General features: G+C 53.0%; 20 protein-coding genes and 1 tRNA gene. 12 read left to right on the top strand and 9 right to left on the bottom strand.

Annotated elements, in window-relative coordinates; translation table 11 throughout:
• Positions 1–16 precede the first annotated feature (16 nt).
• Both BLS94_RS06365 and msrA read left to right on the top strand, forming a co-directional pair.
• A complete protein-coding gene (locus BLS94_RS06365; protein WP_090958678.1) occupies positions 17–769 on the top strand; it encodes an SDR family oxidoreductase in 753 nt (250 codons plus the stop codon).
• 244 nt (positions 770–1,013) lie between these two features.
• Entirely contained in the window at positions 1,014–1,493 is a 480-nt protein-coding gene (msrA, locus tag BLS94_RS06360) for a peptide-methionine (S)-S-oxide reductase MsrA (RefSeq protein ID WP_072767831.1), read from the top strand.
• 269 nt (positions 1,494–1,762) lie between these two features.
• Here msrA and BLS94_RS06355 read toward each other — a convergent pair whose 3' ends face one another.
• The 3 genes from BLS94_RS06355 to BLS94_RS06345 are packed head-to-tail and all read right to left on the bottom strand — an operon-like array spanning position 1,763 to position 5,900.
• Positions 1,763–2,995 (bottom strand): multifunctional CCA addition/repair protein, encoded by a 1,233-nt coding sequence (locus BLS94_RS06355; protein WP_090958675.1) that lies wholly within the window; start codon positions 2,993–2,995, stop codon positions 1,763–1,765.
• A gap of 26 nt (positions 2,996–3,021) precedes the next feature.
• Positions 3,022–3,954 (bottom strand): complex I NDUFA9 subunit family protein, encoded by a 933-nt coding sequence (locus BLS94_RS06350; protein ID WP_090958672.1) that lies wholly within the window; start codon positions 3,952–3,954, stop codon positions 3,022–3,024.
• Positions 3,951–5,900, bottom strand: a complete 1,950-nt coding sequence (locus BLS94_RS06345) for a transglycosylase SLT domain-containing protein (protein ID WP_090958669.1) — start codon at positions 5,898–5,900, stop codon at positions 3,951–3,953. Before BLS94_RS06345 ends, BLS94_RS06350 begins: the two co-directional genes overlap by 4 nt.
• A gap of 114 nt (positions 5,901–6,014) precedes the next feature.
• On the opposite strand from BLS94_RS06345, the gene BLS94_RS06340 reads away from it, so the two are divergent.
• Positions 6,015–7,379 carry an NAD-dependent succinate-semialdehyde dehydrogenase gene (locus tag BLS94_RS06340; protein WP_090958666.1) on the top strand — a complete coding sequence of 455 codons (1,365 nt, stop codon included), beginning with the start codon at positions 6,015–6,017 and terminating at the stop codon, positions 7,377–7,379.
• A gap of 60 nt (positions 7,380–7,439) precedes the next feature.
• Here BLS94_RS06340 and gdhA read toward each other — a convergent pair whose 3' ends face one another.
• Positions 7,440–8,783 (bottom strand): NADP-specific glutamate dehydrogenase, encoded by a 1,344-nt coding sequence (gdhA, locus tag BLS94_RS06335; RefSeq protein ID WP_090958662.1) that lies wholly within the window; start codon positions 8,781–8,783, stop codon positions 7,440–7,442.
• 198 nt (positions 8,784–8,981) lie between these two features.
• Positions 8,982–9,116 carry a hypothetical protein gene (locus BLS94_RS15195; RefSeq protein WP_256325308.1) on the bottom strand — a complete coding sequence of 45 codons (135 nt, stop codon included), beginning with the start codon at positions 9,114–9,116 and terminating at the stop codon, positions 8,982–8,984.
• 39 nt (positions 9,117–9,155) lie between these two features.
• On the opposite strand from BLS94_RS15195, the gene BLS94_RS06330 reads away from it, so the two are divergent.
• Positions 9,156–10,343, top strand: coding sequence for a murein transglycosylase A (locus BLS94_RS06330; protein WP_072767837.1), 1,188 nt, complete (start codon positions 9,156–9,158; stop codon positions 10,341–10,343).
• A 35-nt stretch (positions 10,344–10,378) separates the two neighbouring features.
• Here the strand turns inward: BLS94_RS06330 and BLS94_RS06325 are convergent, their stop codons facing one another.
• Both BLS94_RS06325 and BLS94_RS06320 read right to left on the bottom strand, forming a co-directional pair.
• Positions 10,379–11,092, bottom strand: a complete 714-nt coding sequence (locus tag BLS94_RS06325) for a DsbC family protein (RefSeq protein WP_072767838.1) — start codon at positions 11,090–11,092, stop codon at positions 10,379–10,381.
• 324 nt (positions 11,093–11,416) lie between these two features.
• Entirely contained in the window at positions 11,417–12,586 is a 1,170-nt protein-coding gene (locus BLS94_RS06320; protein WP_090958659.1) for a UbiH/UbiF family hydroxylase, read from the bottom strand.
• A 205-nt stretch (positions 12,587–12,791) separates the two neighbouring features.
• Here BLS94_RS06320 and BLS94_RS06315 point away from each other — a divergent pair.
• Both BLS94_RS06315 and BLS94_RS06310 read left to right on the top strand, forming a co-directional pair.
• Positions 12,792–12,867 (top strand) — tRNA-Met (locus BLS94_RS06315).
• A 506-nt stretch (positions 12,868–13,373) separates the two neighbouring features.
• Positions 13,374–13,703, top strand: a complete 330-nt coding sequence (locus BLS94_RS06310; RefSeq protein WP_090958656.1) for a BON domain-containing protein — start codon at positions 13,374–13,376, stop codon at positions 13,701–13,703.
• Positions 13,704–13,965: 262 nt separating this feature from the next.
• Here the strand turns inward: BLS94_RS06310 and BLS94_RS06305 are convergent, their stop codons facing one another.
• Positions 13,966–15,153 carry a geranylgeranyl reductase family protein gene (locus BLS94_RS06305; protein ID WP_090958653.1) on the bottom strand — a complete coding sequence of 396 codons (1,188 nt, stop codon included), beginning with the start codon at positions 15,151–15,153 and terminating at the stop codon, positions 13,966–13,968.
• Positions 15,154–15,280: 127 nt separating this feature from the next.
• Entirely contained in the window at positions 15,281–16,054 is a 774-nt protein-coding gene (locus tag BLS94_RS06300; RefSeq protein WP_090958650.1) for a Kazal-type serine protease inhibitor domain protein, read from the bottom strand.
• A gap of 770 nt (positions 16,055–16,824) precedes the next feature.
• On the opposite strand from BLS94_RS06300, the gene BLS94_RS06290 reads away from it, so the two are divergent.
• The 6 genes from BLS94_RS06290 to BLS94_RS06260 all read left to right on the top strand — a co-directional run bounded on the left by BLS94_RS06290 (position 16,825) and on the right by BLS94_RS06260 (position 23,999).
• On the top strand, positions 16,825–19,413 hold the full coding sequence (locus BLS94_RS06290) for a TonB-dependent receptor (protein ID WP_090958646.1): 2,589 nt from the start codon (positions 16,825–16,827) through the stop codon (positions 19,411–19,413).
• A 946-nt stretch (positions 19,414–20,359) separates the two neighbouring features.
• Positions 20,360–20,839, top strand: a complete 480-nt coding sequence (locus BLS94_RS06280; RefSeq protein ID WP_072767845.1) for a carboxymuconolactone decarboxylase family protein — start codon at positions 20,360–20,362, stop codon at positions 20,837–20,839.
• A gap of 86 nt (positions 20,840–20,925) precedes the next feature.
• Complete coding sequence (locus BLS94_RS06275) at positions 20,926–21,327, top strand: cupin domain-containing protein (protein WP_072767846.1); 402 nt, start codon at positions 20,926–20,928, stop codon at positions 21,325–21,327.
• A 384-nt stretch (positions 21,328–21,711) separates the two neighbouring features.
• Complete coding sequence (locus tag BLS94_RS06270) at positions 21,712–22,113, top strand: cupin domain-containing protein (RefSeq protein ID WP_218124753.1); 402 nt, start codon at positions 21,712–21,714, stop codon at positions 22,111–22,113.
• A gap of 387 nt (positions 22,114–22,500) precedes the next feature.
• Complete coding sequence (locus BLS94_RS06265; protein WP_090958643.1) at positions 22,501–23,496, top strand: nitrilase-related carbon-nitrogen hydrolase; 996 nt, start codon at positions 22,501–22,503, stop codon at positions 23,494–23,496.
• Positions 23,493–23,999, top strand: a complete 507-nt coding sequence (locus tag BLS94_RS06260) for a DUF302 domain-containing protein (RefSeq protein ID WP_090958640.1) — start codon at positions 23,493–23,495, stop codon at positions 23,997–23,999. Before BLS94_RS06265 ends, BLS94_RS06260 begins: the two co-directional genes overlap by 4 nt.
• Positions 24,000–24,167 lie beyond the last annotated feature (168 nt).

The following is a 24,167-nucleotide window of genomic DNA, read 5'->3' as shown; positions in this document are numbered from 1 at the left end:
ATCGAGACGCTGTTCGATGCCGTTGAAAGTTGTCATAAGTGGGGCATCCAGTGGCTTGGGTAGAGCATTGGCGCGACACTATGCCCGTCTGGGGGCAACGCTGGGTCTAATCGCACGGCGCGCGGATTTATTGGAAACTCTTGCGGCAGAATTACCGGGTGCATCGACCTATGTGGCCGATGTCCGCGATGCCGGCGCAATGCAAGCCGCCGCGCGCGATTTCATGCGCCGCCATGGCTGCCCGGATATCGTCATTGCCAATGCGGGCATCAGTAGCGGTACGCTTACCGAATATGCCGAGGATAGCGAAGTTTTTGAGAGTATCCTCGCAACCAATGTGATCGGCATGGTGAACCTCTTCCAGCCGTTTATTTCCGTAATGAGGACAGCCGGACAAGGCAGCCTGGTCGGCATTGCCAGCGTTGCAGGCTATCGGGGTCTTCCAGGAAGCGGCGCTTACTCAGCCTCCAAAGCTGCCGCCATCAGCTATCTCGAAAGCCTGCGAGTCGAGATGCACCACAATGGTGTATCGGTCATAACCGTTTGTCCCGGCTATGTTGCGACACCGATGACGGCGAATAACCCCTTCCGCATGCCCTTCCTTCTTACAGCGGAAGAGGTTGCGGAAAAAATCGTGCGTATTATCGAGAACAAGGTACTGTTCACCGTGATTCCCTGGCAGATGGCGATTGTCGCCCGGGTTTTAAAGTTCCTCCCCAATTTTCTTTATGACCGCCTATTCGCCAACGCACCGCGGAAGCCGAGATAACCATGCCGGATTTTTCAGTTGATTTTTGCATGTTATCCATGACGGGCGGCGCCAGAGCAGGCCGGCACTGGCACTAAATCTTGCTCCACTATGTTTGATGGCTTTGCAGCCAGCGTGGTATTCTGAATTTTTTGATAGAGAACGAAAGCTATTCTCCGGTTATGCTGGCGATCCGTTCGAACATCAGCATGGGCATATGAGTCGGTTACGTGGTTACGCGTGGTTACGTGGAGGAGGTGCCGGAATGACAACAGAAAAAGCAATTTTTGGAGCAGGTTGTTTCTGGGGCGTGGAATCTGCTTTTCGGGCGGTCAAGGGCGTGAATGAGGTGATAAGCGGATATGCGGGCGGCCATATCAAAAATCCTGCTTATCGCGATGTATGCTCGGGTGAGACCGGTCATGCCGAAGTGGTGCAGGTGGAATACGATCCATCTCAGGTTGGTTACGATGAGTTGCTCGATGTGTTCTGGAATTGCCACAATCCCACCACACCCAATCGGCAGGGACCGGACGTAGGTACGCAATACCGTTCGGCGATTTTCTTTTACACGCCTGAGCAGGAGATTGCGGCAAAAGCGTCCATGGAAAAATTACAGCAAAGTGGGCGCTGGCGCGAGCCTATTGTCACGGAAATTTTGCCGGCCTCCGAGTTTTATCCCGCGGAGGAATACCATCAACGCTATTTCGAAAAGCGCGGCGTCCGGGGCCATTGCCACAGTTGAAGGACCGATGTCTTGCACCGCAAGCGATGGTGGGATTGCATATTCGGTTCCACAGATTTGTAGGATGGGTGGAGCAAGCGCAATCCATCAAAACCGGGCAACGTACGCATCGATTTACGAACGATACCGCCGCATCTTGTCAGGTTCGCTAAGTGATTTTCAAGGTGACGCAGGTAGATGTCAGCCCAAATGATGGGTTGCGTTTTGCTCCACCCATCCTACTGCCTACCGCAAATCGTATAGAACATATCAGCCGGTTGTCGCGGCGATTAAGCCAGCCGGGTTTTGATCTCGGCAATGCGGGCTTCGCTCACCCTGCTATTGATCGCGCCCGGCAGGCGAGTGGGATCGGAGATGGTTTTGGTCAACTCAGTGGCAATTGCGCCCGCATCCACGCTTCTGGCCGCATCGAACGCGTCGCGTAACCGCTCAGCCTGGGGGTAAGGCTTTTCCACATAGCCGGGCCGACCGTGAAAATCGCAGGAGCAAGCCTGCAAAAATTCTTCGAAGCGTTCCGGTTTGCGATAGGCATCCACAACTTGCAACATATTGGCGATAGTGACGGGCCGCAGCTCTGCGGCACGATGCACGTCGCCATGGTAGCGTGCGACCAGTAAAGCGAGGTCGCGCGCTTCGTTAGGTACCCTGATGCGCTCGCATAAGTTTTTCACCAGCTTGACGCTTCGTGCTTCGTGACCAATATGGCGCGGCCATTCCTCCGGTGGAGTCGTGCCTTTGCCAAGATCGTGCGTCAGCGAGGCGAACCGTACTGGCAGGGAATAATTCCTGGAAGCTGCATGGTCAATAACGCTCATCACATGCACGCCGGTATCAATTTCAGGATGATGTTGCGCCGGTTGGGGTACCCCGAACAAGGCGTCCACTTCAGGCATGATACGGACGAGCGCGCTACACTCGCGGAGCGCATAGAACATGCGCGAAGGTCGTTGTTCCATTAAACCGCGCGCAAATTCCTGCCAGACGCGTTCCGGTACCAGCGCATCCACTTCACCGTTGTGCACCATCTCGCTCATCAGCGCGAGGGTCTCGGGTGCGATTCGGAAACCGAAGCGGGCGGCAAAACGAGCGGTTCGCAGCACACGAACCGGGTCTTCAGTGAATGCCGGGCTTATGTGACGCAGTAGCCCGGCTTCGAGGTCAGACAGGCCGCCAAACGGGTCGATGATAGTGCCATCCTGATCCTTGGCAAGGGAATTGATGGTGAGATCGCGTCGCGCCAGGTCCTCCTGCAAGGTGACTTCAGGCGAGGCATAAACTTCGAAGCCCTTGTACCCGCGCGACACCTTACGCTCGGTACGTGCCAGCGCATATTGCTCCTGACTCTGGGGATGAAGGAAAACAGGAAAATCTTTTCCTACCGGACGATAGCCAAGCCGTATCATCTCGTCCGGCGATGATCCTACAACCACATGATCATGGTCGGTTACCGGCAAGCCCAGAATTTCATCGCGAACGGAACCGCCTACCAGATAAGTCTTCATTATGAGTATATCCTGGAAGGACTGGACTATCGTCCAGCGCGAAAATCATCGTACCGCTCCCGCGGCACATCGCCCGCCAGATATATTGGGGCCACTTCTTCCAAGGCAGTGGGCGAAATACCCCAGGCTTCCGCAAAATTGCCAGGGTCGTCACAATTGCAGACGCTGTCCACTTTCATTGAATAATAATTGTCACGGGTCACGAGTTTTCCGGGTAGAAACTCCATTATCATCGCCTGCAGATAAGAAAGGCTGTCATTGAGGCCGATAATGGCCGGGTCATGTCCGGTGATGTGCGCGGCATATTCCACCAATTGCTGCAGGCTATAACATTGTGGGCCGCACAGATCATAGCGCTGACCAAAGGTGTGGGTTGCTGTCAAGCTGGCAGCAAATGCGTGCGCCACATCTTTGACGAATACCGGCTGAAATTTTGCTTCGGGAGATCCCAGGGGCAACACCGGGAGCCACGCCAGCCTGGAAAACAGGCTAAGCGACGAATCTCCGGGGCCGAAAATTACGGACGGCCTGAAGCTGGTTGCGGTCAAGCCGGACGTCATCACGATTTTTTCACCTTCGGCCTTGGAGCGCAAATACGCGCTCGGTTGGCTCGGACCGGCATTCAGTGCGCTCATGTGTAGTAAGCGCGCTATTCCATTGCGCTTGCATGCAGCCACAATTTTGCGCGGGAGCTCCACGTGCACAGTATTGAAGTCCCCATGCAGGATACCCACCAGGTTGATGACCGCATCCATGCCTTTCAGTAGCCGGTCAAGTTCCGCATCATCGTAAATATTCGCTTCCACCAGGCGTACGGTTGGTAAAACCAGTAGACCTCTGGCGCGCTTGTAGCTGCGGGTGGGAATCCGCATGTAGATTTCCTGCATGGTCAGGAGATTTGCAAGATGCCGGCCGACAAATCCGCTGCCGCCAAAAATACAGACGTTTTTGATGTTCATTGTTTACTCTTCGCTTCTGAAAATCGCTCGCTATCCTCTCGGGACATCACAACCCCAAGCCGATGCTTGAGCGCCGTCGTCGGATGCCCGAAGGTGTTGGCGTAATACATTGCGTTGCTCATGACTTTTTTTACATAATCGCGGGTTTCAGTGAAAGGGATGGTTTCGGCGTAAATCGCGCCTTCCATCGGCTTGTCGCCGCGCCATTGCTGCGCCCGGCTAGGGCCGGCGTTATAGGCGGCAGAAGCCAGCAATGGCTGGTTATCGGAAAGTGTCAAAACATGCTTGAGATAATACGTACCCAAGGTCAGATTGGTGTTTATCTCGGATACGCGCGTAGGGGAAAATTTCCGGATGCCCATTTTTTTTGATACCCATTTCGCGGTAGCCGGCATCAACTGCATCAAGCCCGTCGCACCGACGCTGGATCTGGCATCGCTGATGAACCGGCTTTCCTGACGGATGAGTCCGTATACCCAGGCCTCGTCGAGTTCCTGTTGCTTCACGAGGTTACGCAGCGCATCGCGGTGAGGAGCGAGAAAACGCAAGGTGAAATCATGCTGCCGTACCGTTTTATCCGCCGTATTGATGGCACGGTCATAGATTCCATGACGCCGCGCAACTTCAGCGGTGGCAAGCAGGCGTCCATCGTCGAAATCGCGTATCGCCCAAGCCCATTCGCGTGTGGCTTCCGTTCGCAGATTCAGGCGATACAAGGCAAGGGCCCGTTTTATTCCCGGCAGCCGCTCGATGGCGGCAATCTCCTTCGACGTGGGTTTATAGGGTTCGGTCGCAACGCCGATCGTTACGCCCAGTTCCTCTTCCGCCAGTTGGCCATAAAAGTTGTGCTCGGTGCTCAGGGGAGCGAAAATAACATTCGCTTCCGTTGTTTTACCTCTGGCTTTCAGCGCCCGCGCTTTCCAATAACGCCATACGCCTGTCTCCTGTTCCGAAGCAGACATGGCTTCAATCGCATCCAGCACCCGATCCCAATCACCGGCGCGCAGGGCGGCACGCGTTTTCCACCCGAGTTGTGCATCTGATAACACCACTGGGGTGTCGGCACTGGCGGCTTCCGCAAACCAGTCAAGGGCGCGCGGATTCAGCTTTCGCGCCGCCTGATCCGCCAATTGCACCATGAAATACGTGTGATCCGCATCGCTGAATCGCGCGCGCATTCTCGGCCAATAGGCATAAGCTTGTTCGGGGTTGTTACGGAGCAAACGCAGTATTGCAAAAAGAGCGATTTCACGCTCGGCACGAGTATCGATCTCATGCCGATGTTTTTCGAGAAAGCGCAATGGATTCCCAGCGGCAGAGTCAAGCTGGCGCGCATTGAGCGCCTCATTTTCCGGCAGATATTCATTGATGCGTTTCGCTACTCCTACATTGCCCGCTTCGAGCGCGAGACGCAGGCGCGTCCATACATCTTCCACCGTCAGCTTTCCGGCAAGATCCAGCGCATCGAACAACGCCGTGCAGCTTTCCGGCATGTCCCGCGCGTTAAACCATAATGGGCGCGCCTCGGTAAATGCACTGGCATCGTTTGTGGCGATACGGTGTTGAAGTGAATAACAGGTAAGCTCAATATCCTTGTTGATGAGATCCGGATATCCCTCTGCAAATAATTCCCATTGCTGTGCCTTGCCGAGACTTTTTAGCCATTCACCCTGTAGTTTGTCGCTCAGCGGGCTATCCTTATAACGATCGAGAAAACCTTTGACCGTCTGCGTGCTCACGGCGATATTCTCAAGCTGAGGGTATAGCTGATAGTAGATTGCGTAAGGCTCCAGTACATGCCCTCGCAGGCGTTGCGCATATGCCGCCACTCGGCTGGCGTCACCGCTTTGAAACGCTTGCCTCATGGTCATGAAATCGTCATCCTGACTCGCGGCCACGGTTCCGGCAGACATAGCAAAAAATAACATTGCAAAAAAGATTTTCATAACCTGCTATAAAATAATTGAGTGAGCTGAAAATTGGGTGAAATACCGGCTTACGCCATACGCATTTGTCTCCCGTTCGGATAGGGCGTTTCTCTTCCTGAAGAATAGCACATCATGCCATATATCAGCCTGAACCCCACCACCAATGAAACGCTAAAAACCTATCCCAGTTGGGATAGTCATCATCTCGCGGCGGCTTTGGAAAAAACCTGGAATGCGCAGCGAACCTGGGCGCAAATGACGCTCCCCGACCGGGCCGAGCGCATGCATAGCGTTGTCAAGCTGTTGCACGAACGAATCGACGAATATGCCGCGCTAATGGCCATTGAAATGGGGAAGCCAGTGCGCGAGGGCCATGCAGAGATAAAAAAATGCGCTCTTGTCTGTGATTACTACGCAGTGCACGCCGAGCATTTCGTGCAGCCGGAAATGGTTCAGACCGATGCGGGCAAGAGCTATGTTTCCTACGAACCGGCAGGCGTCGTGCTGGGTGTGATGCCATGGAATTTTCCATTTTTCCAGGTGATTCGTTTTGCAGCCCCAGCGTTGATGGCTGGCAACGCCTGTGTTTTGAAGCATGCTTCAAACGTCCCTCAATGCGCGTTGGCGCTAGAGCAATTGTTCCGCGATGCGGGATTTCCCCCACATCTATTTGCGACACTCATGATCGAGTCTGCCGACGTAGCCGAGGTTATTGCCAGCCAGCACGTCAACGCGGTGACACTTACAGGTTCGGAGTCCGCTGGGCGCGAAGTGGCTTCCCATGCCGGTCGGCATTTGAAAAAATGCGTCATGGAACTGGGCGGATCGGATGCATTCATCGTGCTGAAAGATGCCGATCTCGAACTTGCCGCCACTTTCGCGGTGAAATCACGGTTTCAGAACTGTGGACAGTCATGCATAGCTGCAAAGCGCATCATTCCGGTAGCAGACATTGCCGATGAGTTTGTATCGCTGTTCATAAAAAAAACAAAAGATTTGAAAATAGGTGATCCCATGAATGAAACAACCCAGATCGGGCCGATGGCACGGTTTGATCTGCGGAAAGATTTACATCGACAAGTCGTCGATTCGATCGGACAAGGCGCGCAAGCGATTATCGGATGTGAACCAATGCGAGGAGAGGGCGCGTATTACCCGCCATCGATATTGGATCGGGTAACGGCAAAAACCCGGGCATATCATGAAGAGTTATTCGGCCCCGTGGCCGCCGTGATACGTGCAGCAAATGAAGAAGAGGCCATTCGCATTGCCAACGATACCCGCTTCGGTCTGGGTTCAAGCATCTGGAGCCGTGACACGGAAAAAGCCGAACGGCTTGCACGGAAAATCCAGGCGGGCTGCAGCTTCATTAACGGCATGGTCAGGTCCGACCCGCGCCTGCCCTTTGGTGGCACAAAGGCTTCCGGGTTTGGCAGGGAATTGTCGTATCACGGCATACGCGAATTCGTTAACATAAAGACAGTGTGGGTCAGATAAAGCCAGATGAGGCGGAAGAGGTTGACAAGAGGTTGATAAGGGTTGACATCACCGCAGGGATCAGATCACGCCCTGACCAATCATTGCATCCGCTACTTTTACGAAGCCCGCAACGTTGGCGCCGTTGACATAACTGATAGTGCCGTCATTGCGTCGGCCATATTGGAGGCAGGACCGATGAATAGCCTGCATGATTTCGAGCAACCTGGCATCCACCTCGTTCCGAGGCCATGAGAGACGCATGGCGTTCTGGCTCATTTCGAGACCGGAGGTAGCCACGCCCCCCGCATTACTCGCTTTACCCGGTGCGTAAAGAACACTGCTGCGTTCGAAGCGTTTCACCGCCTCCGCCGTGGAAGGCATATTGGCGCCCTCAGCCACGCAGATCACGCCGTTGTTGATCAGGTTCGCTGCATCCTCATCACTTAGCTCGTTCTGGGTCGCGCATGGCAAGGCGACATCGACCGGAATATGCCAAGGACGCATGTTGGGAATAAAATTGGCTTTCGCGCATTCCGCATAATTGCTGATTCGCGCATAGCGAAGGTTCTTGCACTCCATCAGCTCAGCCAGTTTTTCAGGGGTGAAGCCCTCTTCATCCACCACAGTCCCGCTGGAGTCGGACATGGTTATTACCTTGGCCCCGAGCGCCATCGCTTTTTCCACGGCATATTGCGCAACGTTCCCCGAGCCCGAGACGGAAACCCGCATCCCGTCGAGCGCGCGGCCGGATTGCTTGAGCATTTCCTCGGCGAAATACGCCGTGCCGTAACCGGTGGCTTCCGGACGAATCAGCGATCCGCCAAAACTCAGCCCCTTACCCGTAAAAACGCAGTCGGCACGGTTGGAGAGCTTTTTCATCATGCCCGCCATGAAGCCAACTTCTCGCCCGCCAACACCGATATCCCCGGCCGGCACATCGATATCCGAACCAATATGGCGAAACAACTCGCTCATATAAGCCTGACAGAAACGCATTATCTCTCCCTGGCTCCGGCCCTTGGGATTGAAGTCCGCGCCCCCTTTGCCCCCACCCATGGGCAGCGTGGTGAGCGCATTTTTGAGAGTTTGCTCGAACGCCAGAAATTTAAGGATGGAAAGATTCACCGAGGGGTGAAAACGAGTGCCGCCCTTGTAAGGTCCAATGGAGGAACTGTGCTGGATCCGGTAGCCACGGTTGACATTCACTTCGCCCTTGTCATCTACCCAGGAGACCCGGAAAATGATTACCCGCTCCGCTTCTATCAGACGATCTAGAATGCCGTGCTCGCCATAGCGGGGGTTTTCGGTGATAAAAGGCCAGAGGCTCTCCATGACTTCTGCAACCGCTTGCAGATATTCGGGTTGGCCCGGGTTCCGCTCGGCTATGTAAGCGCAGAACTCCTGAAAACTTTGGTATCTCATTTTGCTCCCCAGCGTAACAAAACCATACTCATAAAGTGAGTATTCTGCCAAATAACTTGTGGACTCGCATTATATTTATATTTGGGAATAGTTGCGGAAACTGTTACGGAATTTTTTGATCTTCCGCCATCAATCTTTGCCGTATGGCGCGGATGCGACTATCCCGGCAAACGCCTGTCACCTTTTGAGCAAAGCGTTTTATTCGTTTTTTCCGTCATTTTCGTCGTCCTCGTCATCTTTCTTGCGCGGCTTGGCTGTCCACCAGACGACAAGAACAAATAACGATAGAGCGACACCCGCTTCCAGCAGTAATATCCACATAGGATCAAGCATGATGTATATTTATCATACGCAACTCTAACCCATAATCTGATGAAAGACCAATCGGCCTCGCTTGCTGTTGCCGCGTTACTATTGCTCAACGCGTGCACCATGATGTCCACGGCACCGACTCCGCCCGTCGCTATGGAAACGCCGGCTGCGCCAACCTCTCTGGTACCCATGCTTAAGCCAACCGACTGGGGCTCCCTGACGGGTTGGGCAGAGGACGATATCCTACCCGCATGGGATGCCTTCCTCCGAAGCTGCGCTGTTCTAAAAAATAAGCCGCTGTGGGGCGAAACCTGCATCCAGGCTGCCGCCGTGCGTGGACAAGACGGGGCTACGCTGCGAAGATTTTTCGAGAGCCGCTTTGTGCCCCATCAGGTACTGAATTCCGATGGTAGCGACGATGGCCTCATCACCGGCTACTATGAGCCGCTGTTAAAAGGAAGCCGCAAGCAATCGAAGCATTATCGCTATCCGCTTTACAGCACGCCTGATGAACTTCTGGTGGTTGACCTAAGCGAGATCTACCCGGAACTCAAAAATATGCGGCTGAGAGGCCGGTTGCAAGGCCGCAAAATCGTACCGTATTATAGCCGGTCTGACATTGTGAGTAATCCGGCGCCACTACAGGGAAGGGAACTGCTGTGGGTGGATGATGAGATCGACCTGTTTTTCCTGCAGATACAGGGTTCGGGCCGGGTGCAACTCGAGAATGGTGAGGTCGTGCGCGTGGGCTATTCCGAACAAAACGGCCATCCCTATAAATCCATCGGAAAATTGTTGGTGGAGCGCGGCGAGTTACCCCTGGAAAAAGCTTCGATGCAAGGAATCAGGGCATGGGGTCAGAGAAATCCGCATAAGCTGGGCGAATTATTACGGCAGAACTCGAGCTTTGTTTTTTTCCGCGAGGTGCCAACCGCCGTGCCGGGACCGCTAGGCTCGCTCGGTGTACCGCTGACCGCCGGCAGAAGCCTTGCTGTCGACCCTCGGGCCGTGCCTCAGGGCGCACCGGTTTTTCTCGCCACGACCTGGCCTAATACCGATAAGCAGCTTTATCGGCTCATGGTGGCGCAGGATACAGGCGGGGCCATCAAGGGAAATGTTCGCGCCGATTTCTTCTGGGGTTTTGGAACCGAGGCAGCGGAACAGGCAGGCAAGATGAAACAGCCAGGCAAGATGTGGGTTTTAATGCCTGCCGGCTATGTACCGGAAGTTCAGACCAGAAGGAATTGAACTTGACCGGACAGACGCCACAATCTCATTGCCTGTCATTTTGCGGATGACCCACCCAGTTTCTTTTCTATGGCTTCAGCGGCCATCAATCCTGGCGCAAGCGAGCCATCCGCAAAAATCAGCGTCGGGGTACCGCTTATCCCGTTCTTCTGGCCCGCCTGAAGAAGTTTGCCAATCGGGGTCTCACAGTCTTTTCCGGTAGGTGCAATGTCTTTAAGCATGAAATCCTCCCAAGCCTTGAGCCGGTCAGGTGAACACCATATTGAAGTGGCGGTAGGTACCGAGCCGTTAAGCACTGGGTAAAGCAACGTATAGACAGTCACATCGTTAACGTTGGCCAGTTCTTGTTCCAGACGCTTGCAATACGGGCAATTCGGGTCGGAAAAAACCACGAGCTTGCGCTTTCCATTCCCCTTGACTGCTTTAATTGCAAACTCCAAGGGAAGAGAGTCAATACTTATCCGCCGTGTATCCTTTATCTGCTGCAAGCGTGTGGTGGTCAAGCTTTGCTTCGTCTGTGGATCAACGACATGACCGAAAAAAAGGTAGGATGCTTTTTCATCGGTATAAAACAACTCTCCACCCACCACAACTTCGTATAGCCCGAGATAGGAAGTTTTCTTCAGGCTTTCGATTTTCTCCCCCGGGAAATTTGCCTGGATCGCTTTTTTCAAAGACGCCTCATCAGCAAAAGCCGTACCGAAAAGGAAGCACAATAGCAGCGAAGAGAAGATAAGATTTATACGCATGGTCTGATTGCTCCGTTTAACCTGAATTCGGCAGTTGGACGGGGTGGCGTGAGCGGTTTTTGAGGCGCAGAGCAAGGCGCAACGACGCGGAATGGTCATTCCATTCCAAGGAGTTGCAACGCAGCTCTGTGCCGCAAAAACTGTTCAATCCGCCCCGTAGCGAGCTCACCAAAAAGGTGAAGCTCATGGGGTACGAAAAATCCTTTTCAATTATAGCGTTTTGTTGACAAATGAGCAGTCAACTGCCGGATTTAGATTTATGTAGTTTTTGATGCCTGATCGTTAGCCTGACGGTACTTGAGCCGATCAATCCATGGCTCGGTTTCAGCTCAATGCGTGCTGCATCAAACGGTCTTTTATGAGGGGTAGGCGGTTGGTGATTCCCAGCCCTAGATTACGCAAGCGAATCAGTGTCGGGTTAGGATTGCTGAATAACTTTTGTAACCCATCAGTAACCAGCTCCATGGCCAGGATGTCTTCCTTGCGTACCCGCTCATAACGCCGCAGCAACTGGTAATCACCGCAGTCCGGTTGCAAGCCCCGCGCCATGAGGGTAGAGGCCAGTTCATGCGCATCGCGCAAGCCCAGATTCACACCTTGCCCGGCAAGGGGATGAATGCCATGCGCGGCGTCGCCAACAAGCGCAAGACGCGGCTGCACCAGCTTTTTCACGTGCACGAAATTAAGCGGAAAAGCAGCAGGCTGCGTGACGAGTTGCATCTCACCCAGGGTGTGGCACGAAGCCTCAGCAACCTGCTGGCACAATTCTGCTTCAGGTAGACCCAGTAACTTGCGCGCCTGCTCTTCCTTGGCCGACCACACCATGGATACCAGGTTGCCGGGCAATGGAAGGAGCGCCAATACCCCGTCTCGCCGGAACCACTGGTGAGCGATATTATTGTGGCGCTGCTCGGCGTTGAAATTGGCCACCACGCCTGTCTGCTGATAGGAACGCCGCACCACCGTGATTTCGGCCTGCTCGCGTACCCAGGAATTCAGGCCATCCGCGCCGACGATCAGCGACCCTTGCAACACGTTGCCATCGGCGAGCTGCAGATCGGCATGAGTGTCAGCCCATGTAATCGAGACACATTGCGCGGGGCAGAAAATCTTCAGATGTTTTTTTCGACGCTTGAGAGCCTCCCATACCGCAGCCTGAAGCTGGCGATTCTCCAGTATGAAAGCGAGTTCCGGGAATCCGATATCATAAGCGCTGAAATCAATGCGTGCGGCGCTATCATCGCCAAACACGGCCATGTTGTATACCGGGCTCATCCGGGATTTGTCGAGCGTTTGCCAGACCCCCAGGTTTTGCAGGAAGGCCATGCTGCCTGGGCTGATGGCATAGATTCTGCTGTCCCAACTGTCGTCAGCGGGTAGCGGGAGAGGTGGGCGCGACTCCACCAATGCTATTTTGAGGCCGCTGTCTTTGAGAGCAAGCGCCAGGCTTGCTCCAACCAGGCCGCCGCCGACAATAATGACGTCGAATTTCATAAAGGCATTATACAGGCTTTGGTTTAGGTGGGATGAGGTTGGAATATCACCGGACGCTAAACGTCATACCGGAACGTATTATGAAACTCAGCTAGAGCCATCTTTTTTCTTCCTGAAAGATCATGGAGATAGCAGCGGGAAATCCTTGTTAATCTTGACAGCGTCCCTTGCTGAAGGCAAAATTCGACCTCTTCGGCTTATACGTGGCGAATTAGCTCAGTGGTTAGAGCAGCGGAATCATAATCCGTTGGTCCCCAGTTCGAATCTGGGATTCGCTACCAAAAAATCAAGCAATTAAGCGTAATACAACTTCGTCGCGCAGTAGTGGAGCGCTGAACCGAGATCCTTCCATGCTTCATTTGGGTAATGGTATGTCAAGCGCGTACCGATGGATACCTTGGTCCTACCCTTAGCAGCCTGCGTACTTAAAGGAAATCGCTGCAAAAGCGTCTGGCTGGTTCATATCTCGCCGCTTTTTCGGCCAATAGAATAATTATTGACCTTCAAAATCCTTAAAATCCTCCTCACCCAGTCACTTTTTCGCTGTGATCTTCAAGCCCGACAGGCTGCTAGCTACCGCCAACGATACACCGTCTTCTTTCGCTGTATTAAAGCTTTTTATCCCGATCCGTTAATTTATTTCACGGCACCTATTTGTTTCGTACCATTCTGAAGTGAATAGCGCTATATAGAGCGCTACGGCGCAGCGCCAGTGTACGGCACCGTACAGACCGAGCACGAGGGAAGTGACATTCTGTATCCCTACCCAATTTCGAAGGATAAGACAATGAAAACAACTAAGCTTTTGGCAAGTATATTTGTGATCGGGACGTTATGGATGCCTGTTACGGGCTTTTCCGCAAGTCACGACTCGGATTCAAGTGTGGGTGAATTTGTTAAGGATTCGGTAATCACCAGCAAGATCAAAGCCAGGTTGGCGGCCGAAAAGGATGTCAGCGCGATGCATATCATGGTTGATACAGATAAGAATGGTGTAGTAGTGCTGAGCGGCACAGCCAGGAGTCAAGCTGAAATCGATAAAGCACATTCGATCGCTCACGCCGTCGAAGGTGTCACGAAGGTCATAAGTCACATAAAGATCAAGAAAGAGCATTAGGCCAATTCTGCTCGTGCCCTAGCTCCACCAGGAATACAACGGCCGGATGATTCGGCCGGTTTTTTGTCGGGTATTTGCCGTGTAGAAATAAACCAAGTCATTGCGTCTTGCTACGGGGTGGGACCTGGCCTGCGGCGGCATGTAAAGTATGCCGTCGTCAGCTTGGACTGTATTCCGGGCAAGCCCCGGAATGACGAAATTCATACTATTCACTTGGCCCATCAACAGAGCTAATCAATAGAGGCGATATTGAAGCATAGCTTCACCGATTAGCGAAAAGAATCCTCATCCATCTTGAGAGCATTAGCAAAAAACCGGGATCGGACGTTTCGTTAAACAACCCTTCCACTTTGCCGCGCGTATATTCGCTTTTAGCGGTATGCCCCACTAGCTTGTTGGTCAGGTACGGCCAGTTAAATAAAAATTCGGCTTTACGGTAGACTTCAAACTTTGGCTGGAGGGCTTTTATACTTTGGGTATAGGCTTGGGCTACAGCGGCGCGACCTAGATCGTATTGGGCCATAATCGCCTCCGCCGCAAGAATGCCCGTTTCCATTGCTTTTCCGATTCCCTCGCCGGTAAGCGGAAAAGTCGCGCCGATGCATTCTCCGATGCCCAGCAAGCCGCCGCGGGCGAAGCGCGTACCGGACAAGCCGGTGCGAAGTGGTGAGCCTTTGAGAGGGCTGATGATCTTGCCATCTCGCATCAAGTCTTGAGCAAGGGGTAATTTGGCAATAAACCGCTCGTAGCTGCGACGAGGGTTGCAGTATTTATGTGCGGAACCAAAGAATCCGATGCCGATATTGAATATTGCATCCGGCCCCGGAAAAATCCAGCCATAACCGCCCTTCACCGAGGGATCAAAAGTAAATGTCAGCTCGTGCAGATCTCTTGCCAAGCGTTCGTTACGCACATACTGGCGAGCCGCGAAATTGCGACATTCAGCTCTCAGCAATAAGCCAGCGTGCTGAATTGACCTGACATTAGCACCGGTTGCCAGCAATATCCAATGTGCCCTCGCGAAGACATAATTACCATTTCTCGCGAACTCCACCTGGTAATTTTCCTCGTTCTCATCAAGAATGCCGGCGAACTCGTGGTCAGGTATAAACTCGCTACCGGCTTCCATGGCGCTCTCCAGCAATAACTCATCCAATTTCAGGCGCGGCACACAAGCGCTATCCGCTCGGATCAAAACGCTGCTGCCATTGAAGCCAATCAGACGCATCCCTTTGGCAGGGCAGGAGATTTTGGTAACGCGCTCCATCAGGCCGAGTTTTTTCAGCGCGTGATGCGCATCAGGAATCAAGGCGTCTCCACAAGTTTTGTCACGCGGGAAGATCGCCTTGTCAAACAAACCAACATAAAAGCCAGCGCTGGCTAAAGTGCGGGCGGCCGCACAACCTGCGGGCCCCGCACCAACGATGATGACGTCATAGACGTGTCGCATTGGATCGTCTCAGGTGTCCGGAACGTTGTTTCCACGTGCCCCCATGGATACAGCCGTCCATCAACAAGACCAAGCTCAAGCGTTGCGCTTTAAACTTTAAAACAAACTCTTTCTAAACCGAGCGCAGTTATTTCACGCAAATACCGCTGCAGTCGGCGCCACCACGGGTGGGATCACAATTGTCAGAAGGATCATCCACACACTTCTTGCCATCAGGGCATGGAAATCCGGCAATTCCTCCACACATTTGTTTCGGTTCCTTCTCGCCATAGGCGGAGCTCCCCTTGGGCGGATAATCGACGCGTTTCCCGCCGCCCGGTTTGGTTGGCTCTGTCGCACCAATCTTGACCGTTTCGCGAATCTGCCGCGGCTCCACCGCTTCTACATCGATGGATTCAACTTCTCCATCCGTATGCCGGGCGGTATAAACGCCAACCACGTCCAGGGGTACCGGACTTTTTATTACCAGGAATCCTTCCAGGAATGCAAAATCGACACAAACGCCATCAATGGGACAAAAGTAACCTGCAATATCAAAGCAGTTTACGCCGACTGCCCCGTCTGGCTGGAGAACCGCTTCCTTGAACGGCGTTACGCCGAATGGTCCTGGCTCGGAGCCGAACTGTGTCGCAAGCGCCACCTTGGCGGCGACGGTAACTTCTTTATTGGTGGGATTGTGTATGTTGACAGCCGTACGGTAGGTGCCGCGCGCCAATGAGCCGTCCTGGTGCGGTAGCAGCAGCGAACAAGCGACCTTTGCGGCATATTGATATTCCGTCTTGATTATCTTCGAAGGTTTCATCGGTTCTGCCTGGGATACGGTAATAGCCTCAATAGGGCTAAGCGCAGCCAATATTCCCATCAATGCGGAAAAGGTTCCCATCACGCGCAGTTGTTTCATGATAGTGACTCCTGTTGTTTTAGATTTGGATACAAGTTGGTCCGAATGATTGATCGATTAATTTCAAAATCGGCGCTCAGCTGGTGGTCGCGACATAATTAATAAGCCTTTATAGGCATCTTCATCTGAAAATGAAAAACGATAGCTCTTGCAAACCTTCAATGTATTCATAGCAGTGTTTGTTTTATAGTCAAGTCTATTTACATATTCCCTGATTTCAGCCTGACCAACTTTCGCTGAGGCGTCGACGCCCGAGTATGGCGAATAGTTCGGATAGATACCCAGGGGCTAGACAGACCACGGACCTGTAAATGTCCGCACTACTCATATGCTTCTCTGTTTCCCGAACGCCTGAAACGGAAGCCGCTGATCTAATAGAAAATGAGGGAAAAATCATTTTCTCGATTGCAGCTAGAGGCCAATCGTGACTGCTCATTCAAAGGCTGCCATGGAAGAACCAGGAGCTGTAACTTGCTGATCAATAAACCACTGTTTTATATAGTGCGACAATTTGCCGCATTCCTGCGCTGACTGAAATAGATTATTCTCGCGTTCCAATTCCAGGGTGCGAACTTTGGATTATTGATCAGTCTGCTATTCCGTTGCCTGCGTTCACTGATCACGATCGGCTGCAAGATCGGCATGGAAAACTTCGGCTTTCTGAACTACATCAAGCGGAATCAACGGACTGGCGAAAATCTTTTAAAAATACATCGTGCAGCGTCGATAAACAGCTGTTTTTCAGTAATAAGAAAAGCAGGTGAGGAAATATGAAACCGAATATAAAGCTGAAATCGATGCCGTTTGCCTTGGCAAGTTTGCTCTGCGTATCTTCTGTCTGGGCAACCGATGAGCACGGGTCGCAGGCAAAAGATGACGTCGAGGCTGAATTAGCACCAATTAAAAAGCCCCTTGCCGGCACCCCTGCGCCAGCACGTTCCGCTGGTACGGAGATAGCGCAGACTCCTGCTGGAGCCGCCGAAAAACAGACGCCGACTGGCGAGCCCGCGGTCAAATTGCCGGAAATGACGATCGGGGGAAAAGTGAAGCCGATCTCAAAGCAAACCGAAAAGGAAAGGTACAGGCTTCCTCAGACCACAGAAAGCATGACCAGGGAAAAACTGGACAGTACGGTCAATCTCATGGCTACAGAGGATGCCATTAAGTACATGCCATCCATTCAAGTACGCAATCGCTATATCGGTGACACCAACGCGCCCGTGGGGATGCGCACCTCGGGCACATCAGCCAGCGCGCGCAACCTGATTTATGCGGATGGTATCTTGCTGTCCTCGTTGCTCGGCAATAACAACACAAACACGGGTTCGCCTCGCTGGAATACCGTATCGCCCGCTGAAATCGAGCGTATCGATATTATGTACGGCCCATTTTCGGCAGCCTACGCCGGCAATTCAATAGGTGGGGTGATTAATATCACCACGCGAATGCCGGATAAATTTGAAGTGGGTGCCGATGCGCAATCATCCTGGCAGACTTTCAATCTCTATGGCACAAAAGAAACCTACGATACCCAGCGGTACTCCGGAAATATCGGCCATCGGTATAACGACTTGTCATTCCGGTTCGACTACAGCCATCTCGATGCTCATAGCCAGCCAATAACGTTTGCGACAGCGCTCAACTCGACCACCGCAGCCAACAGTGGAGATACAGTGGTAACAGGGGCGTTCGCGGGCGCAAATGCTACAAATGCGCCCAACCAGACGCTGGGCGCTGGGAACATCAACCACACGGTACAGGATAATTTCAAGTGGAAATGGGCCTATGATATTACCCCAACCATAAAGATCGCCTATACCTTGGGCATGTGGCAGAACAACGCTAGCTCGAACACGCAAAGCTACCTGAGGGATGCAGCGGGGAATCCGGTACAAAGCGGCTTCGTCAATATCGGCGGCAGGCGATACAATCTGTCCGCTCTGAATAGCCCCACCTTTGCGGGTAATCAGACCGATCAGACAACCTGGTCGCACGGCATGAATCTTCGGTCCAATACAGGGGGAATATTTGATTGGGAATTAGCGGGAAGCGTGATTGATTTAGGCAAGGATACCGTTCGCGCACCTACGGTCGACCCCACCCTTGCGTTCGCCGGCAATGCTCCGGGTAGAATCACCAGTTTGTCCGGCTCCGGTTGGCATACTATCGATGCCAAGGGCATCTGGCGGCCAAGCGTCGATCTGCTGGGCTACCATGAGATCAGTTTTGGCTTTCACCATGACCTGTATATGCTCAAGAATCCGGTGTTCAATACGAGCAACTGGCAAAGCGGCAACGGTCAAAGTATCTTTTCAAACTCGACCGGCAAGACACAGACTGAAGGTTACTGGATACAGGACGCTTGGGATTTTCATGAGGATTGGAACTTTACAGTCGGAGGCCGTCTGGAGAATTGGCATGCATACGACGGTTTTAATGCGACAACTGTAAATATCCCCGCTAACGGAAGTACCCCCGCTCACACTGAACTCAGAACGGTCGATCAAGCTAACAAGAGCGCAGTCAATTTTTCGCCCAAGGGCAAGTTGACCTGGAGGCCCATGGATCGCGTGAAGATCGGTGCCGCCATCGGTCAGGCTTACCGTTATGCAACCGCCTCTGAGCTATTTCAAACCACGACGGTGGGGACCGGGGCCAGTGCAATATCAGTCAATGGAAACCCCAATCTCAGGCCTGAAGATGCCCTTGCTTCCGAGCTTTCCGCCGAATATTTTCCGGACAAGGGGAGGTTGCGTCTCAGCTTGTTCCAGGAGCGTATAAAAAACGCTATTTTTTCCCAGACGGGATTGATTACGGCTAACGGTACCACTTCGCAAGCAACCTTTATTTCGAATGTGGGCGAAATCGATACTTATGGCATCGAGGTTTCGGGGGAGAAAACCGACGCAGGTATAAAAGGCCTTGATATCCTCGGTAATTTCACCTGGGTGGATTCCCGGATAAACAGTAACCACGATGCAGATGCGGCAGCGGCGGCATTAGGGCCGACAGCAGCCAATCCCAACGCGGCGGTTCCCTCAACCGGCAAACGTCAACCCAGGCTTCCCACTTGGCGCGCCAACGCAATAATCACTTATCGCGCAAACGAGAAACTGACGGCTTCAGTGAGTGTTCGTTACAGCAGCGGCCAGTTTGGCCAGTTGAACAATAGCGATACGAATGGTTTTGCCTACACTGGGATAACGAGCTATGTTGTCGCCGATTTGATCGCGAAATACAAAATCACCCGGCAGTGGACGGCTATCGGCGGCATCAACAACGTCAACAATGACAAGTACTGGATCTTTCACCCTTTTCCCCAACGGACTTTCTTTGCCCAGCTAAAGTTTAATTATTAGAAGCGGCGGTATTTGAAAGTTGTCGGGTTTGTAGCTCAGGCGCAATTGAGTGTCGAGCCCCGTTTTGCCAGAACCAGCCCCCGGCTTACCTTGCAATTTGCATAGACGGTATTGTTGACCACTGCCGGTACCCACTGTTGAGTCTATTACCTGTTGGCGTTCAGCAATCCTCTATCGTCTGCGACGTGCACAATTATCGGTAGGTCGGGCTCCGCCCGACATCATTCTACGATCGTCGGGCGGAGCCCGACCTACAACTGACGAGGAGATCGGGCAAGTGAACGATAGCACTGCACATCAACAGATACGGCAAAAACAAACTTTCAGCGCGGAATACGCAAAAACTCGCCTGTATTGAACATTTGATGCCTACGGCAAACGCTTGCGGTTGGGCTCTCTCATTATTCTCTTGAGGAAAGCATCACAGGATTTTTGCACCGATTCCAGCGCGATATGCAATTCCAGAAGGTTGACCCCAACGTAATTGTCGCAATGAGGGCAGGCAAGTTTTGGTTCGTACTTCAGCCGTGAAATTGTCTCCTCGTACTTAATTGAACAGTGAGGACATTTGATGATGATTGTCTCCGAATCCAAATTGAGCATAGAGATTCCCCTCATAATGGCATGGCTATGAAATCTTATCATGGTTGAGGATATTTTCAGAATAGGCCAGGTGAGTTTCACTTTGAAAAAATATTTATGTTCTTGATGCCGTCGGTTATTCGGCAGCTAAAGCTCAATCTTAAAGGTCGAGAGCCCGCTCCGCATATCGTGATTTGTGCTATAGATAGATTGGGAACGCATCGGCGCCGCGCCAAGCCTATAGCCCAACGCCAGCAGCGACTCACATCTTGACTGTGTCCCGTGGCGCGTCAGTCCCGGCCCGTGTGACTGGTTGATACCCAGTCACCCCTCATAGGGCTTTGTCAACCATTGAGGATTCATCATGACCCAGCGCATTGACTACCAGAAGCAATCCCCCGAGCTGTTCAAGAAATTCGTCGAGTTCAGCATGGCCCTTAGGCACTCCACGATCGAGGAGTCTATTCATGATCTGGTGAATATCAGGGCATCGCAGATCAACGGCTGCGCGTTCTGCGTGGATATGCACGTCAAGGAAGCCACGATCCATGGTGAACGACCGCTCCGTCTGCACCATATCGCGATCTGGCACGAGTCCACGCTGTTTAATCCGCGCGAGCGCGCCGCGTTGGCATGGACTGAAATCCTGACCCAGCTCCCCGCCCAGGGCGTGCCAGATAACGTCTACGAACGTGTTCGCACGCAGCTGTCCGATAAGGAATTGTCCGACCTGACCTTCCTGGTGATGTCAATCAACGCCTGGAATCGCGTCAGCGTGGGCTTCCAGACTGTACCCGGCTCATATGACGAGGCATTCGGCTTGGACAAATCCGGTTTGTACTGATCAGGCATCGGCGCGACTGCGTGGTACGTCGTCGCGCCGAACTCACCACGACGCATGGGCCGCAGGCCAGCAACGAGGAACAAGCCATGACTATTTTCAGAACTCTCGCCGTGCTGCTGCTGTTGGCAGCCGGTACGGCCAGCGCACAGCAGGCGCCAGCATCGGCGCGCGTGACGCCATTGATGACCAAGGCGCTGGCCGATTATCCGGGCAAGGAAACCCTGATGCTCATCGTCGACTATCCGCCAGGCGCTGTCGACCCCGTGCATCGCCACCATGCGCATGGTTTCATCTACGTGCTGGAGGGTTCGATTGTGATGAGCGTGCAGGGCGGAAAGCCGGTGACGCTAACGCCCGGCCAGACCTTCTACGAAGGCCCAAACGATGTGCACACCATCGGGCGCAACGCCAGCCTCACCAAGCCCGCCAAGTTTCTGGTCTTCCTGTTGAAGAACAGCGGCGAGCCTGTTCTTACGCCGGTGCACTGACGCCCACACGGCTTAAGACGACCGGCCCCTCGACTATCCATGGCAGGGCGAGTGCGTAAAACCTTGGCTTTGCTGGCTCAACGCTCAGCCTAATTCCGACCGCCATAATCCTTATTTAGCAAAAAATGCTTTCTGTACTATAGTCAAATCGAGCCTTGTACATATACACGCAACTATTTAACCTGGCTGTCAGGAAACCGGAGGTTGTGAATAGTGACGGCAGCGCGTTCACGGGGATGAGGTTGTGCAGGCCTTCAGGGGCAGGAGTGTAAGCTCCCATGGACGGGTATGGCGCCTGGAGGAACAATGTGTTCGTCGAGCGCCAGCTCTATTAATGTCTCCTCTCAATTCTAAAACACGATATATTTAAAAGGAGCAATGCACATGTCTGCAAGACCAATGTTGCTGCTGGCATTTCTCATAACCGGTCCTCTTATCATAATCAGTCCCCTGATGGCGCAGGAGATTGTCACGCCGCTCATATCGAAAGATCTGGCAGGAGTTTCCGGCAAGGAAGCTCAGATGTATACCGTGGACTTTCCGCCGGGCTATTCGAGCCCTGCCCACCGCCACAATGCGCAGGTGTTTCTTTACGTATTGGAGGGTTCCATCGTGACGCAGGTGAAAGGCGGAAAGGAAGTCACGCTGACGCCGGGCCAGAGCTATTATGAAGATCTCAACGATATTCACACCGTTTCCCGGAACGCAAGTAGCACAAAGCCAGCAAAATTCCTTGTTTTTCTGGTTAAGGAGAAAGGCGCTCCATCTCTGGTACTGGAAAAGTAAAGGTCCGCTTTGACTTGCACCGTTGGGTTAGAGTGGTCGCCCAGGGAGTCAGAAAGAAATTCATACTGGGGGGTCAGAAGTCCTTAGTGGATGTCCAAATGCACGCGATTCTCATGGCTTGTGGTGCAGGATGGATCCTGCAAACCGGTTGTTTGCCGGCTCTTTCGCGGCCAAGCCACTTGCGACGGTTGGCATCCCTAGCGCGGCTTATCCGGTTGCCCCACAACTAACAGCCAATACTGCATGACAATTGCGACGAACTACATTGGAAGCTTCGGGATCTATCGGGAGAAGTGCTACCAGCAAAGCTTGCGGGGCTGGACGGTTCGGTGGACTACACGTACAGGAACCGCAGCTTTCAATAATTGACCAGTAAAGGGTACTGCAATGAACCTCATAAAAGGCGCTGCCGTACAAATCAGCCCGGTGCTTTACAGCCGCGAAGGTACCGTGGATAAAGTTCTACAGAAGATTTTCGAGCTTGGCCGCCAGGGAGTCCAGTTCGCCACCTTCCCAGAGACGGTGGTCCCTTACTACCCCTATTTCTCCTTTGTACAGCGGCCTTTCGAGATGGAAACGGAATACCTCCGATTACTTGACCAAGCAGTGACTATACCCTCGGCCGCTACTCACGCCATCAGTGAAGCGTGTAGGCAAGCCGGGATGGTGGTATCCATTGGCGTAAATGAGCGCGATGGCGGCACCCTCTATAATGCACAGTTGCTGTTCGATGCTGACGGATCCTTGATTCAGCGCCGCCGTAAGATTTCCCCGACCTACCATGAACGCATGATCTGGGGGCAGGGTGACGGTTCCGGACTGCGGGTTGTCGACAGCGCAGTCGGTCGTATCGGTCAACTGGCTTGCTGGGAACATTACAACCCGCTGGCCCGTTACGCATTGATGGCTGATGGCGAGCAGATTCATTCTGCGATGTATCCCGGGTCGTTCGGGGGCGACCTCTTCTCCGAACAGGCTCAAGTAAACATCCGCCAACACGCACTGGAGTCCGGTTGCTTTGTTGTCAACGCCACCGCCTGGCTGAATGCAGATCAACAAGCTCGGATTATGCAGGACACGGGGTGCCCCATTGGTCCGATCTCTAGTGGATGCTTTACCGCGATTGTGTCACCGCAAGGCGAATTGATGGGTGAGCCTCTGCGCACTGGTGAAGGGGTGGTGATTGCCGATCTTGATTTCTCCTTGATCGATAAGCGTAAGGGAAAAATGGATTCGCGCGGCCACTATAGTCGCCCGGAACTCCTCAGCCTGTTGATTGATCGCACGCCTGTTGCTCATGTCGAAGAGCGCAACGCTCACCGTATTGCGGTTGCCGAGGAAGGAGATCATCATTGCGCCGTAACTGCGGGAGAACCACGATGACAACTGGCAGCCCGCAAGAAATCCCCTTCCAGGGCGTCCGCATCAGGTTCGACAGCAAGAAATCTTTTGACGAAGTCGTGCGGGCATTGCTGGCCGACGTCGGAGAAAAACCACTGATGATCGACGACCTTCCTGCAAAGTTTGAAAGTTGGGAGTCGTACAAGGCGGAAGTGGAATCTCATGCGGGGCCCAGCGGATTCATTCTATTCGCTGTGCTGAATCATGGTGCCTGGATAAAGAAAGTTGGCATTCAAAAGAAGGTATTCCGCTTCATAATTGGAAACCCAGTGCTGGCCATCACTATGTTGCGTCATGATTTGACGGCGGGTCTTTTCGCACCGGTGGAACTCATCGTGATTGAAGAGGACCAGGATCAAAGCAGCCTGACATATGTAAGGCCTTCATCGCTAATGGCCGTCGAGGCAAATGAACCACTGCTCGCAGCCGCCAAGGAACTTGATGCGAAGCTCCAGTCGCTGGCTGCAAAGGTGACGATGGCGTAGGCTGATCAGCCTCTTGTCACAACTGACTCTAAGGCCCTGAACTCTCGATATGGCATTTAAATTGGCACCGGACTGGCGAGGCGGGTTGCGAATTCATGCTTGGCCTCACCGTCCGGACTGGACTTGCCACCCAAGCCGTATCCCTCACCTCGTTTGCAGTGGTGAATG

Source organism: Nitrosospira sp. Nsp18 (genome assembly GCF_900103145.1).
Lineage (GTDB): Bacteria > Pseudomonadota > Gammaproteobacteria > Burkholderiales > Nitrosomonadaceae > Nitrosospira.
The sequence above is the reverse complement of the archived record's forward strand: the minus strand, read 5'-3'. Positions and strand labels throughout refer to the sequence as shown.